This is a genomic window from Streptomyces sp. NPDC048521, from assembly GCF_043199855.1.
Taxonomy (GTDB): Bacteria; Actinomycetota; Actinomycetes; order Streptomycetales; family Streptomycetaceae; genus Streptomyces.
The window spans coordinates 616,121-632,450 of the sequence record NZ_JBICWR010000003.1; the positions used below are offsets into that span (position 1 = coordinate 616,121).

At 71.9% G+C, this 16,330-nt stretch carries 15 protein-coding genes and 1 pseudogene; 10 read left to right on the forward strand and 6 right to left on the reverse strand.

Annotated elements, in window-relative coordinates; translation table 11 throughout:
- Positions 1 to 66: 66 nt before the first annotated feature.
- Positions 67 to 1,296 carry a threonine ammonia-lyase gene (ilvA, locus tag ACGFRF_RS10350; RefSeq protein ID WP_393738174.1) on the reverse strand — a complete coding sequence of 410 codons (1,230 nt, stop codon included), beginning with the start codon at positions 1,294 to 1,296 and terminating at the stop codon, positions 67 to 69.
- A gap of 161 nt (positions 1,297 to 1,457) precedes the next feature.
- Between ilvA and ACGFRF_RS10355 the strand changes: the two genes are divergently transcribed.
- From ACGFRF_RS10355 to ACGFRF_RS10365, 3 genes are all read left to right on the forward strand, one after another.
- A complete protein-coding gene (locus ACGFRF_RS10355) occupies positions 1,458 to 1,964 on the forward strand; it encodes a MarR family winged helix-turn-helix transcriptional regulator (protein WP_393738338.1) in 507 nt (168 codons plus the stop codon).
- Between the two features lie 142 nt (positions 1,965 to 2,106).
- Complete coding sequence (locus ACGFRF_RS10360; protein WP_393738175.1) at positions 2,107 to 2,613, forward strand: sigma factor-like helix-turn-helix DNA-binding protein; 507 nt, start codon at positions 2,107 to 2,109, stop codon at positions 2,611 to 2,613.
- A 118-nt stretch (positions 2,614 to 2,731) separates the two neighbouring features.
- A complete protein-coding gene (locus ACGFRF_RS10365) occupies positions 2,732 to 2,980 on the forward strand; it encodes a hypothetical protein (RefSeq protein ID WP_393738176.1) in 249 nt (82 codons plus the stop codon).
- Positions 2,981 to 2,993: 13 nt separating this feature from the next.
- Here the strand turns inward: ACGFRF_RS10365 and ACGFRF_RS10370 are convergent, their stop codons facing one another.
- Positions 2,994 to 4,148 carry a cystathionine gamma-synthase gene (locus ACGFRF_RS10370; RefSeq protein ID WP_393738177.1) on the reverse strand — a complete coding sequence of 385 codons (1,155 nt, stop codon included), beginning with the start codon at positions 4,146 to 4,148 and terminating at the stop codon, positions 2,994 to 2,996.
- A 528-nt stretch (positions 4,149 to 4,676) separates the two neighbouring features.
- Here ACGFRF_RS10370 and ACGFRF_RS10375 point away from each other — a divergent pair.
- The 4 genes from ACGFRF_RS10375 (at position 4,677) to msrA (ending at position 9,830) form a co-directional block, all read left to right on the forward strand.
- Positions 4,677 to 5,795, forward strand: coding sequence for a hypothetical protein (locus tag ACGFRF_RS10375; RefSeq protein WP_393738178.1), 1,119 nt, complete (start codon positions 4,677 to 4,679; stop codon positions 5,793 to 5,795).
- A gap of 418 nt (positions 5,796 to 6,213) precedes the next feature.
- Positions 6,214 to 7,848 (forward strand): M48 family metalloprotease, encoded by a 1,635-nt coding sequence (locus tag ACGFRF_RS10380; protein WP_393738179.1) that lies wholly within the window; start codon positions 6,214 to 6,216, stop codon positions 7,846 to 7,848.
- A gap of 46 nt (positions 7,849 to 7,894) precedes the next feature.
- On the forward strand, positions 7,895 to 8,986 hold the full coding sequence (locus ACGFRF_RS10385) for a hypothetical protein (RefSeq protein ID WP_393738180.1): 1,092 nt from the start codon (positions 7,895 to 7,897) through the stop codon (positions 8,984 to 8,986).
- 178 nt (positions 8,987 to 9,164) lie between these two features.
- Positions 9,165 to 9,830 carry a peptide-methionine (S)-S-oxide reductase MsrA gene (gene msrA / locus ACGFRF_RS10390; protein WP_393738181.1) on the forward strand — a complete coding sequence of 222 codons (666 nt, stop codon included), beginning with the start codon at positions 9,165 to 9,167 and terminating at the stop codon, positions 9,828 to 9,830.
- 185 nt (positions 9,831 to 10,015) lie between these two features.
- Here the strand turns inward: msrA and ACGFRF_RS10395 are convergent, their stop codons facing one another.
- Positions 10,016 to 10,744 carry an SDR family oxidoreductase gene (locus ACGFRF_RS10395; RefSeq protein ID WP_393738182.1) on the reverse strand — a complete coding sequence of 243 codons (729 nt, stop codon included), beginning with the start codon at positions 10,742 to 10,744 and terminating at the stop codon, positions 10,016 to 10,018.
- Positions 10,745 to 10,839: 95 nt separating this feature from the next.
- Positions 10,840 to 11,508 (reverse strand): nitroreductase, encoded by a 669-nt coding sequence (locus ACGFRF_RS10400; RefSeq protein WP_393738183.1) that lies wholly within the window; start codon positions 11,506 to 11,508, stop codon positions 10,840 to 10,842.
- 147 nt (positions 11,509 to 11,655) lie between these two features.
- On the opposite strand from ACGFRF_RS10400, the gene ACGFRF_RS10405 reads away from it, so the two are divergent.
- Entirely contained in the window at positions 11,656 to 12,306 is a 651-nt protein-coding gene (locus ACGFRF_RS10405; protein ID WP_393738184.1) for an FMN-dependent NADH-azoreductase, read from the forward strand.
- A 194-nt stretch (positions 12,307 to 12,500) separates the two neighbouring features.
- Here the strand turns inward: ACGFRF_RS10405 and ACGFRF_RS10410 are convergent, their stop codons facing one another.
- Positions 12,501 to 12,986 (reverse strand): MarR family winged helix-turn-helix transcriptional regulator, encoded by a 486-nt coding sequence (locus tag ACGFRF_RS10410; RefSeq protein WP_393738185.1) that lies wholly within the window; start codon positions 12,984 to 12,986, stop codon positions 12,501 to 12,503.
- A gap of 125 nt (positions 12,987 to 13,111) precedes the next feature.
- Positions 13,112 to 13,339, reverse strand: a pseudogene (locus tag ACGFRF_RS10415) (sortase domain-bontaining protein); the annotation flags it as partial.
- A gap of 202 nt (positions 13,340 to 13,541) precedes the next feature.
- On the opposite strand from ACGFRF_RS10415, the gene ACGFRF_RS10420 reads away from it, so the two are divergent.
- Entirely contained in the window at positions 13,542 to 15,017 is a 1,476-nt protein-coding gene (locus ACGFRF_RS10420) for a beta-1,6-galactanase (protein ID WP_393738186.1), read from the forward strand.
- 71 nt (positions 15,018 to 15,088) lie between these two features.
- Complete coding sequence (locus ACGFRF_RS10425; RefSeq protein ID WP_393738340.1) at positions 15,089 to 16,099, forward strand: hypothetical protein; 1,011 nt, start codon at positions 15,089 to 15,091, stop codon at positions 16,097 to 16,099.
- Positions 16,100 to 16,330: the final 231 nt, after the last annotated feature.

Below are 16,330 nucleotides of genomic sequence, written 5' to 3' on the forward strand. Positions count from 1 at the left end.
TCTCAAGAGGGTTCGGCCCACATGACTCGAACGGGTGACGCCCCGTGCGCCGGACCCGGCCCGGCCTCAGTCGATGACCGTGTGACCGGCGTCCCGCAGGGCCTGACCGACCTCGACGCAGTGCGCCGGGCCCTTCGTCTCGAGGTGCAGCTCCACCTCCGCCTCCGCGAGACCGAGCCGGGGGTCGGTTCGTACGTGGCTCACGTCGAGGACGTTGGCGTCCACCGCCGACAACACCCCGAGGAGCGTGGCGAGGGCACCCGGACGGTCCGTCAGCCGCAGCCGAACGGCCAGGTAGCGGCCCTGCGCGGCCATGCCGTGCCGCAGCACGCGCTGCATCAGGACCGGGTCGACGTTGCCGCCGGAGAGCACCGCGACGACCGGGCCCTCGAAGGCGTCCGGCGCCGACAGCAGCGCCGCGACCGGGCTCGCCCCGGCCGGCTCCACGACCAGCTTGGCCCGCTCCAGGCACAGCAGCAGCGCGGCCGACAGCTGGTCCTCGCTGACCGTGCGCACCTCGTCGACCATCTCGCCGATGATCCCGAACGGCACCACGCCCGGCCGCCCCACCTTGATGCCGTCGGCCATCGTCGCCGGGTTCTCCAGCGACACCGGACGGCCGGCGGCGAGCGAGGGCGGGTAGCAGGCGGCCCCCTCCGCCTGGACGCCGACGATCCTGACGTCCGGCCGGAGCGCCTTCACCGCCACCGCGATGCCGGCCGCGAGCCCGCCGCCGCCGATGCCGACGACGATCGTGCGCACCTCCGGGCACTGCTCCAGGATCTCCAGGCCGACCGTGCCCTGCCCGGCGATGATGTCGGGGTGGTCGAAAGGGTGGATGAAGACCGCACCCGTCTCGGCCGCGTACTCCTCGGCGGCCGCCAGCGTCTCGTCGACGACGTGGCCGTGCAGACGCACCTCGGCGCCGTAGTCGCCGGTCGCGCTGATCTTCGGCAGCGGGGCGCCCTTCGGCATGAACACCGTGGAGTGCACGCCCAGCAGCGAGGAGGCCAGTGCCACGCCCTGCGCGTGGTTCCCGGCGCTCGCCGCCACCACACCGGCCGCCCGCTGCTCGGGCAGCAGCCCGGCGATGCGCACATAGGCGCCGCGCAGCTTGAACGAGCCGGTCCGCTGGAGGTTCTCGCACTTGAGGTGCACCGGCGCGCCGACCATCTGGGACAGATGCCGGCTGCCCTCCATCGCCGTCGCCCGTGCAACGCCCGAGAGCATCTTCTGCGCTCCGCGCACATCGTCGAGGGTGACGCAACGCAAGGGGTCAGCCGTGCCGTAGCTCATGACTCCAGCATCGCAGTTCACAGTCGGGCACGACGGGTGTGACCAAGCTCCGAGACCGGTTTGCGCAGCGCCGGTACGGCCCGGCGCCGGGCCGCGTACCCTGTCCCCCAACCCAGCAGCCTTCATGAAGCGAGCCTCCGGCCATGCCCACAACACCTGAAATGTCGATGGACATGACGACCGTCGGTGACACCGGTCTCCTCGACACCCTCCAGCACGAGGTGGCGGTGTTCGCCCGCCGTGCCGAACAGACCCGGCTCGGCGGCGTCGGACAGGTGCGCAACTCCATGGACCGCGCCGCGTATCTGCTGCTCAACCGCCTGGACAGGGAAGGGCCGATGGGCGTCAAGGCGCTCGCCGCGAGCATGGGCATCGACTCCTCCACGGTCACCCGGCAGGTGGCCCCGCTGGTCGACACCGGGCTCGTCAAGCGCACCTCGCACCCGGAGGACGGACGTGCGGTGGTGCTCCAGCTGTCCCCGCGCGGGGCCGCCCGGCTGGAGGAGGTGCGCTCGTCCAGACGGCAGCTCATGGCCGAGCTGACGCACGACTGGGCGCCGGAGGAGCGCGAGGAGTTCTGCACGCTCCTGACCCGCTTCAACCGCGCGCTGTCCGCGCGGATGACGGTGCAGGGAGTCCCGCCGGCGGAGCAGCCGCCGACCTCCTGAGGCCGCCCACCGCCGCCGGTACCGATGGGTTCCGGACTCTTGACCCCGGGCCGCCGCCGGCCTCATATGAGACCGGGTCCTGCGTCGTACGCGGTTCGCCTGTCCCGTACCAGACAGGGCCCCCTTCAGGGGGGAGGCGCGGGTGCGTGATCGGCAGGTGTCCCGCGGTGCCCGCCGGGCCCGCGAGTTCGAGGCGTTCGTCGCAGGGGCGGCAGGGCGCCTGCTCCACACGGCCACACTGCTCACCGCGGAGGCGCCGGACGCCAACCCGCGCGCGCGGCGCCTGCTGACCCTGACGCTCGCGCACACCTACGCCCGCTGGGACCGGCTGCTCGGCGAGGACCCGTACGACTGCGCGCGCCAGTACCTCGCCACGCGCTTCGCGCGCACGACCTGGCACCGGTACGGCGTCTTCGGCCGCGCCCGGCGGCCGGACCCGCGCAACCCGCTCGCCGCCCTCACGCCGCAGGAGCGGCTGATCCTCGTACTGCGGCTCTACGAGGGTGTCGCCGAGGAACAGACGGCCGCCCTGCTCGGCCTGCCCACGGAACGCGTGCGGACCATCTGCGACCGCGCGACGGCCGACCTGCTGCATCCGGCACGTCCGCCCGCCCCGCGCGCGGTGAGCGCGAAGGCGGTGTCGTCATGAGGCAGCCGGTCGACTCGGGGCGGCGGGTCGTCATGGGGCGGCAGGACGCCGTCGGCGGTCCGTGGCATCAGGGAGTCCGGCAGCCCGTGCAGGAGGCGGACCGGCGGGATGGGCCGCGGTGAACCGGGCCGAGCGGGAGGCCGCCGTGCGGCGGATCATGGAGCGGGTTCCCGCGCCGGTGCCGCCGGACCTGCACACGGAGGCGGTGCGCCGCGGCGAGCGCCTGCTGCGGCGCAGGCGGCTGGCCCACCGTGTGCTGTGGCTGCTGGCGTGCGCCGCCGCCGTCACGTTCGCCGTATGGGCGGCGCACGCGCACCCGTGGGTGGAGCCGCCCTCGCAGACGACTCCACCGATCACCGGCTGGTGACGCGGGCCGTCTGCTAGCCGAGGGCCTGCTGCAGGTCCTCGAGCAGGTCGTCGACGTTCTCGATGCCCACGGACAGGCGCACCAGGTCGGCGGGGACCTCGAGGGCGGAACCGGCCGCGGAGGCGTGCGTCATCCGGCCGGGGTGCTCGATGAGGGACTCGACACCGCCGAGCGACTCGCCGAGGGTGAAGACCTTGGCGCGGTTGCACAGTTCGACGGCGGCCTCCTCGCCGCCCTCGACCCGGAAGGACACCATGCCGCCGAACGCCTTCATCTGCTTGGCGGCGACCTCGTGGCCGGGGTGCTCGGGCAGGCCCGGGTACAGCACGCTCGTCACGCGCGCGTGCCGGGTCAGCATGTCGGCGATCTTCGTGGCGTTCTCGCTGTGCCGGTCCATGCGCACCGCGAGGGTCTTGGTGCCGCGCAGGACGAGCCAGGAGTCGAAGGGTCCGGCGACCGCGCCCATCGCGTTCTGGTGGTAGGCCAGTTCCTCGCCCAGCGCCTGGTCGGAGGTGACCAGCGCACCGCCGACCACGTCCGAGTGGCCGCCCATGTACTTGGTCAGGGAGTGCACGACGACGTCCGCCCCGAGCGACAGCGGCTGCTGGAGGTAGGGCGTGGCGAAGGTGTTGTCGACGACGAGCTTCGCGCCCGCGGCGTGGGCGACCTGAGCGACGGCGGCGATGTCGGTGATGCCGAGCAGCGGGTTGGACGGGGTCTCCACCCAGACGATCTTGGTCTTCGGGGTGATCGCGGACCGGACGGCGGCCGGGTCGCTGGTGTCGGCGACCGACCACTCCACGCCCCAGCGGGTGGCGACCTTGGCGAAGAGGCGGAAGGTGCCGCCGTAGGCGTCGTTCGGGATCACCACGTGGTCGCCGGGCGTGAGCAGCGTGCGCAGCAGGGTGTCCTCGGCCGCCAGGCCGGATGCGAAGGCGAGGCCGCGGCGGCCGCCCTCCAGCGCGGCGAGGTTCTCCTCCAGGGCGGTCCGGGTCGGGTTGGCACTGCGGCTGTACTCGTAGCCACCCCGCAGCCCGCCCACGCCGTCCTGCTTGTAGGTCGAGACCTGGTAGATCGGCGGGACGACCGCGCCGGTGAGGGGATCCGCGGTGTTGCCCGCGTGGATCGCGAGGGTCTCGAAGTGCTGACTGATGTGCCTGTCGCTCATGTCCACCGAGCGTAGTGCGCTCGGCCGGATGCTGACGCCCGCCGGGCTGGGACAGCACCGGCCGAAGGGTTTTCCCTAGGCGTACGACGACGGCGCGGGACCGAGCCGGCCCCCTCCTGCAGCGCGGCCGACGGCACTGGACCCCACCGGCCGCACCTCCCTCAGCACAGCCGACAGCACTGGACCCCACCGGCCGCACCTCCCTCAGCACAGCCGACAGCACTGGACCCCACCGGCCGCACCTCCCTCAGCACAGCCGACGGCACCCCGCCCCGCTTCCTGCGGTCGGCCGGCACCCGCTCCCCACAGCCGCATCCAGCTCCCGACAGCCGACCGCACCCCACCTCGCTCAGCCGCCGGCTGATCGCCCACTGGCGGCCACCCGGGGCGGGGCCGTCGCCCCGGACGCCGGGCACGGGCGACGGCCTCCGACCACCGGCCCCATGCCTGTCATGACCCGGCCCGGAGTTGTCCACAGGTCAGTGGCGGGGTTGGCCAATTGTCGGCGGCGTCTGGTTCGCTTGGGTCATGGCGATTCTCTGGCTGCTGACGGCCCTGGTCCTGATGAGCTTCGTCCTGCTCGCGGTGATGCGGCGCAGGCGCGGGCCGGTCGGGCAGGTGCCCCCGGGACACCCGGACGCCGCCGACCCGGCGGACTACGGCTTCGTGCGCGAGGAGGAGCTCGACGTGCGCATGCCCGGCCCCGACCAGGACCTGATGGACGTCCTGGAGCTGGTGCAGCGCACCCACGACTACCGGGCCGCCGCCCAGTTGCTGGCCGGCACCGAGGCGGGGGACGAGCACCGCTGGCAGAGGGTGCAGGCCTTCGCGGGCGCCGCCGCGCTCGAGCTGCAGCAGCGACCCGGCGGGGTGCACGAGACGCCGGGCGGCCAGTGGCTCCGGGTGTGGCGGGCCGAGCAGCCCAAGGACGCGGGTGGCGCCGCCGTGCACGCGGAGTTCCTGGTGCAGCAGGCCTGGCGTACGTCGACGCCGGGCACGGACGACTTCCGGATCATCATGGAGGAGGCCCGGGAAACCTGCGCACAGGCGGCCCTGCTGGCCCCCGGCGACCCGGTGCCGTACATCATCGAGCTCTCCATCGCCCGTGGACTCGCCTATCCACAGGCCGAGTTCGAGCAGTTGTGGCTGAAGGTCCTCGACCGCGCCCCGCACCACATGGGCGCGCACCTGGCCGCGCTGCACTACTGGTGCGAGAAGTGGCACGGCTCGCGCGAGCAGGCGTACTCCTTCGCCGAGGCCGCGGCGGCCCGCGCCCCGCAGGGCTCGCTGCTCGCCGCGCTGCCGCTTTTCGCGGTCTTCGAGCATCTTCCTGAGGTGAACCTGGTCTCGGGCTTCTACCGCAGCGCGGTGGTCACCAAGGCGATGCACGGCGCCCTGCACGCGGTGCACGCGGCCCGGCCCGACGACCCGACGGTCGCGCACGTCCGCCACCTGCTGATCTTCTTCCTGGTCCGTGCCGAGCGCTGGGCGGAGGCCATGGACCAGCTGATACACGTCGACGGTCACGTGGGCGCGCTGCCCTGGACGCTCTCCGCCGACCCGGCCGCCCAGTTCGCCGTCTACCGCGCGCTTGCCGTGGCCGGCTACGAGGCCAACGGCGGCAGCCCGGCAAGCCTGCCCGGCTGACCGGCCGCCCAGCCGACCGCCCCAGCGGGCCACGCAGGCCTAGCAGCAGGCCCAGATGCCCCCGCCTGCCCGAGGGCTTGACGGTCCGCCCCCACCGGCCAGCACGCAACCGCACCACCGGCACGCACCACACCATCCGCAGGCAGCCGCACCACCCGAACACAGCCCCCACCGCACGCACCCCCACCACCCGCACGCACCCCCACCCCTCAACGGTCCCCCACCCGCCCCTCAACGGTCCGCAGCGACCCCCTGCAGCCTCCACATTGCCCTTCTGACCTGCGGTAGGGCATACTCCGGCATCCCCCCCACGCCGCACCACACGCACCGGCCGGCCACCGGCCCCGTGCTCCGTCCTGTCCTACCTCTTGTCCCGTTTCATGTGCTGTTCCCGAGGTCCTGTGGGGGGATCTGCCCGATGGGCGCAACTCTGCGCGCGCTGCGTGCTCTCGTGCTGCTGCTCGGCTTCTATCTGCTGAGCCTCGTCCTGCTCGCGGCGCTGATCGGTCTCGACGTCGCCATGTTCTCCTCGGGGCACGGCCCGATCGCAGCGAAGGTCACGTTCGTCTCGGTGCTGCTGGCCGTCCCGGTCGTGCGCGGAATGTTCATGCTCCGCACGCCGAAGGACGAGGACGGCCCCGGAGTGACCGTCACCGAGGCCGACGAGCCCCGGCTCTGGGCCCTGGTCCGGGAACTGGCGGCGGCGGCCGGCACCCGCGCCCCCGACCGGATCCTGCTCACCGGCGAGGTCAACGCGGCCGTCAGCGAGGAGCCGCGGCTGCTCGGCCTGCTTCCCGGCCCGCGCCGCCTCTACCTCGGCGTCCCCCTGCTGACCGGCCTGACGGAGGCCCAGCTGAGAGCCGTACTCGCCCACGAGTACGGGCACTTCACCGGTGGCGACACCCGGTTGTCCGCGCTCGTCGTACGCGGGCGCGTACAGATCGGCCGGGTCATCGGGCAGTTCCACGCCAAGGCGAACGACAAGGTGACCGCCGACCGGGCCCGCCAGGAGCAGGCCGCGGCCAAGCGGGTCGCCAAGGGCAAGAAGGCGAAGGAGGTCGACACGTCCGGAGTCGGAGCTACGTACCGGATGATGGCGGCGATCTACACCGCGTACGGCAAGCTGTATCTGCGCGCCTCGCTCTCCACGGCGCGCGGCCAGGAGTACGCCGCCGACCTGACCGCCGCCCGGATCGCCGGACGGGACGCGACCGCCTCCGCACTGCGCGAGATCCCGGTACTGGCCACCTCCCACGACTTCTACCTCGACTCCTACGCCACCCTGGGCCTGTCCGCCCGGTTGCTGCCGCCGCGCGGCCAGTTCTTCGGCGGCTTCGGCCGACTGCTGACGGCCCGTGAACCGGAGCTGGTGAAGCTCCGTGCTGAGTTGCCGGAGGAGCCGGCCTCGCCGTACGACTCGCACCCGCCGATGGCCGAGCGCGTGCGCCGGATCGAGGCGCTGCCCGCCGACGGGCGCACCGATGAGGCCAAGGGCTCGGCGCTGTCCCTGCTCACCGCCCCCGAGCGGACGCTGGACGCGCTGGAGGACGCCGTCCTGGCCGACGAGGTACGGGCCTTCCCCCGCGCCACCGGGTGGGAGGAGCTGCTGGACGCCTCGATGGCCACGCACCTGTCCGCCGCGCACACCCCGCTGCACCGCGCGCTGGCCGCCTACACCGGGCAGCCGCCGACGCTGTCCGCGCTGCTGGACGTCATCGACGACGGCCGGCTGTGGCGGCTGGCGGAGCGGTTGCCCCTGTCGGAGGAGGCGGCGGCCGCGAAGGGCAGGGCCTTCCGCGAGTTCGTACGGCCGGTGCTGCGCAGGTCGCTGCGGACGATGGTGCTGGCCGAGTTCAGCTCCCGTTCACTGCTGCACTGGGAGTTCTCCTGGTCCCGCCCGGCCGCCGTGCGGCTGCCCGGCTGGGGCTCGGAGACCACACCGGACGACGGCCCCGAAGCCGCCCTTGACGCGGCGCTGGACGCGGCGCTCGCCGACCACCCGGACACCGCGTCCCTGAGGGCCCAGTTGCCCCCGGCGACCCAGCACGCCTGACCGACGGCCGACCAGTCCCCTCCCCCGACGAACGGACCGACCCCCGATGACCGTCCTCCTCTGGATCCTGGCCGTCCTGGCAGTCCCCACGCTGATCTTCGTGCTGTGGCTGGCCGGGGTGTTCCTCAAGGAGTTCTTCCGCCCGAGCCCCGACGACGACACGGTGGCGGCCGAGGCCGCCGAGAAGCTCGGCCTGCTGCCCGCCGAGCGCCAGAACACCGACTACGCGGCACCCCTGCCGGCGGACTGGGCCGCCGCGCGCACCGCCGTGCGGGGCGGCGACTGGGAGCCCGCCGCAGCGCTGCTCGGGGCCATCGGCCGGGACTGGGAGCGCCGGTCGGCGGTGGCCTACCTGCTGGCCGAGTGCGCGGCGGAGGAGGACGCGTGGCTGCTGGCCTGGGAGGCGGCACGGCCCGGCGATCCGGACGCGGCCGTGGTCCGGGCGCGCAGCACGGTGATCCTGGCCTGGGAGTTGAGGGGTGCTCAGCAGGCCAAGCACACGACACGGGAGCAGTTCGAGGGCTTCCACCGCACGCTGGCCGCGGCACGAGAGGAGATAGCGCGGGCGGCGGCGCTGAACCCCGACGACCCGACCCCGTACATCGCGGAGACCTGGGTGGCGCTCGGTCTCGGCTACCCGAACGCCGAGATGGACAAGCTGTGGGCGGAGATCACCAACCGGGCCCCGCACCACTACGAGGCGCACTTCTCGGCGCTGCAGTACTGGTGCGCGAAGTGGCGGGGCTCCGAACGGCTGGCGTTCGAGTTCGCCGAGCGGGCGGCGGCCGAGGCACCGCTGGGCAGCCTGCTGACGGCGCTGCCGCTCATCGCGCACTTCGAGCACGACGACTCCGAGGACACGGCGGCCGACAACACACCGGAGATGCTGGCCCGGGTCGAGGCGGCCCTGGCGGACGCGGCGGCGGCCGACCCGGCACACCCGCGTCTGCCGGAACTGCGCCATCTGCTGGCGTTCTACCTCCATCTGCAGGGCCGGGACGAGGCCGCCCTGGAGCAGTTCAAGCTCGTCGACGGCCATGTGGACGCACTGCCGTGGCGCTACCGGGGCAACGGAATGGCCGCGTACTACTGCCAGGTCCGCAACACGGTGGCGCAGACGGTGACGGCGCAGGCCTGACCGGATTGGGCCCGACCCACCCGGACTCCGCGGACACGCAGACCCAACCGGAATGGGCCCATCCACCCGGACGTCAGCGACGCGCAGGCCCGCCGGAATTGGCCCACCCACCCGGACGTTGTCGACGGTGCCGGCCCCGTGGGGCCGGAATCCGCGCCCAGACCGACAGGGAGACCCCATGCTCTTCGGCCGCACCCCCCAGCTGCCCACGCCCGAGCAGGCGCTCAAGGGCCGCGACGTGCCCGCCTTCCAGGTCCCCGAGCGCCACACCGTCCTGGGCACCCCCCTCCTCGGCCCGTACCCCGAGGGCCTGGAGGTCGCCGACGTCGGCCTCGGCTGCTTCTGGGGCGCGGAGCGCACGTTCTGGCGACTGCCGGCGGGCGTGTACACGACCCTGGTCGGCTACCAGGGCGGCTACACGGAGAACCCGATGTACGAGGAGGTCTGCTCGGGCCTGACGGGCCACACGGAGACCGTCCGGGTGGTCTACGACCCGAAGGTGATCTCCTACGACCGCCTCCTGAAGACCTTCTGGGAGTCCCATGACCCGACCCAGGGTTTCCGCCAGGGCAACGACGTGGGCACCCAGTACCGCTCGGCGATCTACACCCACACGCCCGAGCAGGCGGCCACGGCCGAGGCCTCCCGGGCGGCGTACCAGAAGGTCCTGACCTACTCGGGCCACCGCACGATCACCACGGAGATCCTCCCGGCCGACGGCCGCCCCTTCTACCCGGCCGAGGCCTACCACCAGCAGTACCTCGACAAGAACCCGGCGGGCTACTGCGGCCTGGGTGGCACCGGGGTCTCCTGCCCGATCGGCGTCGCGCCGGCAGAGGGCTGACGGCTCCGGGTGGGCTCCTGAACCTTCGCGCGCAGGGTGTGCGACGAGCAGGTGTCACTCACCCGACGGCTACGCCGCGGAGGCTTCCCCCGACCATGGAGCACCGGCAGCAGCGGGAGAAGGCCGAGAGCCCTGCTGACCGTTTCCGAGGGTCAGCAGGGCTCCGCGCGTCCGGAGAGCCGGGGTCAGGAGAGCCAGTCGGTGTAGCGGGTGGGCGCGAGGTGAGCGTCCTTGTCGGTGAGGACGTCACCCTTGACGGCGGCGAACATGCCGGCGGTGGGGTCGGTGACGACGGTGCGGTTGTCGCCCTTGCGGGACAGGGTGATCCGGCCGAGTTCGTCGAGGGTGAAGACCTCGGGGCCGCCGATGTTGCGGATGCCGTTCAGCGGGGCGCCCGCGGCGACGTCTGCCACCGCGCGGGCCACGTCCTTGGCGGCGATCGGCTGGATCGGCGTGGCGGGCAGCCGGACGGTGTCGGCGTCGGCGGTCCAGGACATGACGGCGTCCATGAACTCCATGAACTGCGTGGCCCGGACGATGGAGTAGGGGATCTGCCCGGCCTTGAGGATGTCCTCCTGCAGGACCTTGGCCCGGTAGTAGTCCAGCTCCGGCACGTGGTCCGCGCCGACGATCGAGAGGATGACGACGTGGCCGACGCCGCCCTTCCGGGCCGCGGCCAGCAGGTTGTCCATCGAGGTCTGGAAGAAGGCCGGGGACGCTTCGTCGAAGGTCGGGGAGTTCGTCAGGTTGACGACGACGTCGGCTCCCGCCACCGCCTCCTCCAGTCCCTGGCCGCTGATCACGTCGACTCCGGTGGACTGCGAGTGCGGTACCGCCTCGTGTCCGGCGGCGTTCAGGTCCTTGACGACCTGCGACCCGATCAGCCCGGTACCGCCGATGACTGCGATCTTCATGGCATACCTTTCGCTCATTTTGTGCGCAATATGACATACGACCAGCTGGGCGGCCGGGGAAAGAAACGGCCTCGATCGACTGAGGGCGGGGGGCGTCAGCTGCCGTCGACGAACGCGGCCGTCTCCTCGAGCGGCGCCCGGCCCGTACGGGCGTGATCCACCGTGGCGTCCTCGAACCCGATCGACATGCCGCAGAAGAGGATGAGCTCGTCCGGGGGTGACAGGACCTCCGCGACGGTCTTGTGGAACTTCGCCCATGCCATCTGCGGACAGCTGTGCAGCCCTTCGGCGCGCAGCAGCAGCATGACAGTCTGCAGATACATGCCGACGTCGGCCCATTGCGCGGGGCCCATGTCGCGGTCGATGTAGCAGAACAGGGCGGCGGGCGCGCCGAAGCAGTCCCAGTTCGCGGAGGCGGCCCTCTGGCGCGCCTCCAGGTCCTCGCGCGGGATACCGAGTGCGCCGTAGCGCTGCTCGCCGAAGGCGGACCGGCGCTCTCGGTAAGGGGACTTCAGTGCCGGCGGGTACATCGCGTACTCCGGCTCGTCCCAGGGATCACCTGCGGCCAGGCGCTCGCCGGCGCGCTTCTTGATCCGGGCCAGCGGCCCGCCGGTCAGCACATAGGCGTGCCATGGCTGGAGGTTCGATCCGGACGGTGCCCAGGCCGCGGCGGACAGTACGCGCTCCAGGGTCTCCCTCGGGACATCCCGGTCGGTGAATCCGCGAACCGCCCGTCGGCTCGCGACCGCCTCATAGACGTCCATGTTCGCCCGCCTCTCAGCCGCTCGACACCAGGACTTCGTTACACTCGAGATAGTATCATTCGAGACCGTCTCGTGCTTAACTATCGCCGAGCGTGAACCCCAGCCCCTGGTCCCCCCGCCTCGGGCGCCGCACCTTGGAGAAAGCCCATGGCCACACTGCTGCACATCGACTCGTCCGTGTTTCCCGGCGAGGCGTCCTCGTCCCGTTCGGTCACGGCCGCGTTCCGCAAGGCCTGGGAGGAGCAGCACCCGGAGGGCACGGTGATCTACCGCGACCTCGCCGCCAACCCCGTCCCGCACATCACCGCGGACGCCTGGTCCGCCGGTTACGCCGCCCCGTCCGAGCGCACCCCGGAGCAGTCCGCCGCGTTCGACGCGCGCGTGAAACTCATCGAGGAACTGGAACAGGCGGACGCCGTCCTGATCGGCGCCCCGATGTACAACTACTCGGTCCCGTCGACCCTCAAGGCATGGCTGGACAGCGTGCTCCTGCTCGGCCGCACCGCGGGCGAGACCCCCTCGGCCCAGGGCACCCCGGCCGTCGTCGTCGCCAGTCGCGGCGGCTCCTACGCGGCGGGCACCCCGCGCGAGGGCTATGAGTTCGTACAGAACTACCTGGAGGCCGTCCTCAAGGGAACTCTCGGCCTGGACCTCGACTTCATCGTCCCGGAACTCACCATGGCCCCCCGCAACCCGGCCATGTCGGAACTGGTCCCCCTCTACGAGGCCTCCCGCAAGCGCGCCTTCGAGGACGCGGCCACCAAGGCCAAGGAACTCGCGGAGCGCGTCGCCGCCTAACGCCCGGACCACGGACGCCGCCCAACCCCCGGACCCCGGCCGCGGCCCGACACCCGATTACTGGACGCCGCCTGACAACCAGGCCCTGGACGCCGTTTGACGCCTCGCCCCGGGACGTCACACGGCGTCCTCATCGGGTCCGCGCTCCGCGGCAGGCAACCGGTACGCGGGCGCGCTTACACCTCGTCGCCTACTTACACCTCGTCGTCTGCGGGATAGGCGATCCGGGTCAGCAGACGCGTCAGCTGCTCGGGCTCGCCCGGCCCGAGTTCGGCAACCATGTGCTCCGCCAGCGACTCCGCCGCCACATGGGCCGCTTCGAAAAGCTCGAGTCCCTCAGGCGTGATCTCCACCGCCCGCGCCCGCCGGTCCCCCGGAACGGCCTTGCGTACGGCCAGCCCCTTACGCTCCAGGTCGTCCACGACCCGCATGATCCCCGCCTTGTCCGACCCCGTCGCCGCCGCCAGGTCCCGCTGCACCGTGGACCCGCGGTTGACCAGTACGATCAGCACCGCGAAATGCCGCAGCTCGATGCCGAGCGGCCGAAGCGCCTCCCCCATCAGCGCGGCCGCGCGCCAGTGCGCCCGGCGCAGCAGCAAGCCGAGAGCGAAAGGTGAGTCGTCCCCGGGGCGGTCGGTCGCGCGCGAGGCGGTGGATCGGCGAGGAACGTCGGCGGTCATGAGGCCACATTACCGCCATCCATACATTCGATACGGTATCGCTCGAAACTAAATACGGCTGCACAGCGCCCGGCTCCGTGCACGGCCGGGCCGGACGAGGGAGCGCGGGACGGGCCGGGAGGACCCGGGACAGGCCGGAGGACCCCCGAGTCCGTCGCCGAGGTCTGCGGCAGCACCTCGTCGACGTCGTACGTGTACGTCGCCGACCGCGTCGCCACCTCCATGTCGTCCCCCGGCCGCAGCGGAGGCAGGTACCGGAAGGGCTCGCCGTGCGTGTTCCGGTGCCCCGCGAGCGCGAAGCCCTCGGCCCGCCCCGGCTGCTGGGTGACGCGGTAGTGCCCCACGTACCCCCTACCGCACTCCCCTCAACTAGCCGGCGCACAAGGGCACAGAGGTGCCGGCCGCTTCTTCAATCGGTTTTAGAAAGGGCTGTCGCAACCCTCGACAACCCCATCCGCCACCCCCGATGCTTCCTGCTGTCGACATGCCCGGGGGGACGAGCAGGCACCGCTCCAGGGACGCGGTGCCGGAACCGCACGGAGAGGCAGAGAAGCCATGATCCGACGCAGAACACTGCTCGCCGCCGCGGGCGGCGGCCTTCTCGGCAGCGCCCTGGCCACGGGCACGGCCCGGGCCGACGCGACGGCGACCGTCACCCCGACGACCACTTACGGAACCTGGGAGGGCTGGGGTACGTCCCTGGCCTGGTGGGCGAACGTCTTCGGCGGCCGGGAGGACTTCGCCGACATCTTCTTCACCACGAAGACGACGGCGTACAGCGGGATCCAACTACCCGGCCTCGGCCTGAACATCGCCCGCTACAACCTGGGCGCGTGCAGCTGGAACAGCGTGAACGGCGAGTCGATGGCCGCCTCTCCCGAGATTCCGGCCTACAAGCAGATCGAGGGCTACTGGCAGGACTGGATGAACGAGGACCCGGCCTCCTCGTCCTGGACATGGACGGCGGACGCGACCCAGCGCGCGATGCTCCTGAAGGCGGTCCGGCGCGGCGCGACCACGGAACTGTTCGCCAACTCCCCGATGTGGTGGATGTGCGTGAACCACAACCCGTCCGGCGCTGCCGACGGCGGCAACAACCTCCAGCCCTGGAACTACCGCCAGCACGCCTACCACCTCGCCTCGGTCGCCCTGTACGCCAAGCAGAACTGGGGCGTGGACTTCGCGACGGTGGAGGCCTTCAACGAACCTTCCTCGTCCTGGTGGACGGCGACGGGCACCCAGGAGGGCTGCCACATCGACGCGAGCGTCCAGTCGGCCGTACTCCCGTACTTACGCGCCGAGTTGGACAAGCGCGGCCTGACCGGCACCAGGATCTCGGCCTCGGACGAAACGAGCTACGACCTGGCCCGCACGACGTGGAACTCCTTCTCCTCGACGACGAAGGGCTACGTGGACCGCGTCAACGTCCACGGCTACCAGGGCGCCGGCGGCCGCCGCGACCTCCTCCACACGGACGTGGTGACGACGTCCGGCAAGGCCCTGTGGAACTCGGAGACCGGCGACGGCGACGCCACGGGCCTGACCCTGGCGAACAACCTCCTCTACGACTTCCGCTGGCTGCATCCCACGGCCTGGATCTACTGGCAGGTGATGGACCCGAGCCCGGGCTGGGCGACGATCGCGTACGACCCCGCCACCCTCCAACCGGGAGCGATACAGACCAAGTACTACGTACTGGCACAATTCACCCGCCACATCCGTCCCGGCATGACGATCCTGGACACCGGCGTGAGCTATGCGGCGGCAACGCTGGACAGAACGGCGAAACGCCTGGTGCTGGTGGCCGCGAACACGTCCGCCTCGCCCCAGACCCTGACGTTCGACCTCTCCCGCTTCTCCGCCGTGACCGGCGGCCCTGGCGGCCTGGTCCCCCGCTGGAACACGGTCACGACAGGCGGCTCGGACCGCTACACCCCCCACACGGACACGTACCTCTCCGGAAAATCCCTGTCGGTCCCCTTCGCGGCGAAGTCGGTCCAGACGCTGCAGGTGGACGGCGTGACGCTGTAGACGATCTCGGGGGGCAGCCGATGACGAGCACATACTCCCTCCTGTCGGTGCTCGGCAGTACGGTGTCCCCCATGCGCCCCGACACGCCTGCCGAGAACGTCGACCACACCGCCGAAGCGGCACGCCTGGAGCGGACCGCCGGACTGTACCCCGAGGACGCCGAGGCCCTGCTCCTGCGCGCAGCGGCCCACCTGGAACTATCCGGCGACCGCCCGGCGGCCACCGCGCTCTACGACCGCCTGCTGTCGTCCGCCGAGCGGCTGGACAACCCTCCCCTGATCCGCGCCCTGAAGGCGTCGAACCTGTGGGAGTACGGCCACGAGGCGGAGGCAAGGGCGATCATCGAGGGCATCCGCACGTCCGCCCCGCGGGACCCGGCCCCCTGGGTGATCGTGGCCGAGGCGCTGGAGTCCCACGACGAGCTGGAGGCGGCGGCGGAGACGTTCACGGAGGGAGCGCGTCTCCTGCTGCGGGACGAGACGGCACCCCCACCCGCCACCCACCCCCTCCTCTACGGCCGCCACCGCGTGCGCCGTATGCAGGGCCTCCCGCACGACGGCTGGGACACCCTGGCGGACACCCTCCACGCCTCCCCGATCTCCCTGGACGAACTCCACGACCCGAAACGCGTGTGGTCCCTGGGCTCGGAGAACCCCGCGGAACTCGCGGCGGAGATCTCCCGCCTCCGCGCGGAACTGGGCGCATACCGGGAGGCCCTGTCCCGCCCGTTCCCCGTGGCCCTGCTGCACTGGCCGGCCCCCGAACTGACGGAACTCCTGTCGGCCTACCCCGCCCTGTCCTCGGAGTACCCGTCCCACGAGGAACACCTGACGACCATAGAGTCCTCCCTCCGCGAACTGGCCTCCTCAGGCACCCCGAACCTCGGCATCGTCACGGGCACGGTCCCGTCGTACGAGGCGTTCGCGGCATCAGAGGGTTCATCCCCGGAGGACCCGACCCTGCTGCCCCAGTACGCGACGACCTTGGCAGCACGGGGACGGGCCGTGGCTTGGCCGCCGCAGCGGGGGGTGGGGTGCTGGTGTGGCTCAGCCGTGGAGTACCACGGCTGCCACGGAGCATAGGGAGCCACTTCTCCCGGCGCCACAACCGCGGCAGCTGCCACGTCACGCGATGCCCCACACCGCTGACGCGTCCCTCCTCGCCGGCCACTCTCCAAGCCCGCCGAGCCCCTGCCCACCCGGGGCGAGGCGGCCGCGGAAGCCCCACAATGCCGAGAAACTGGCAGCCCTACGGCCGCTGCCTAGCCCAACCCCCAGGTCGCGTTTCGGTACCCACCCATCACTTGTCAGCGG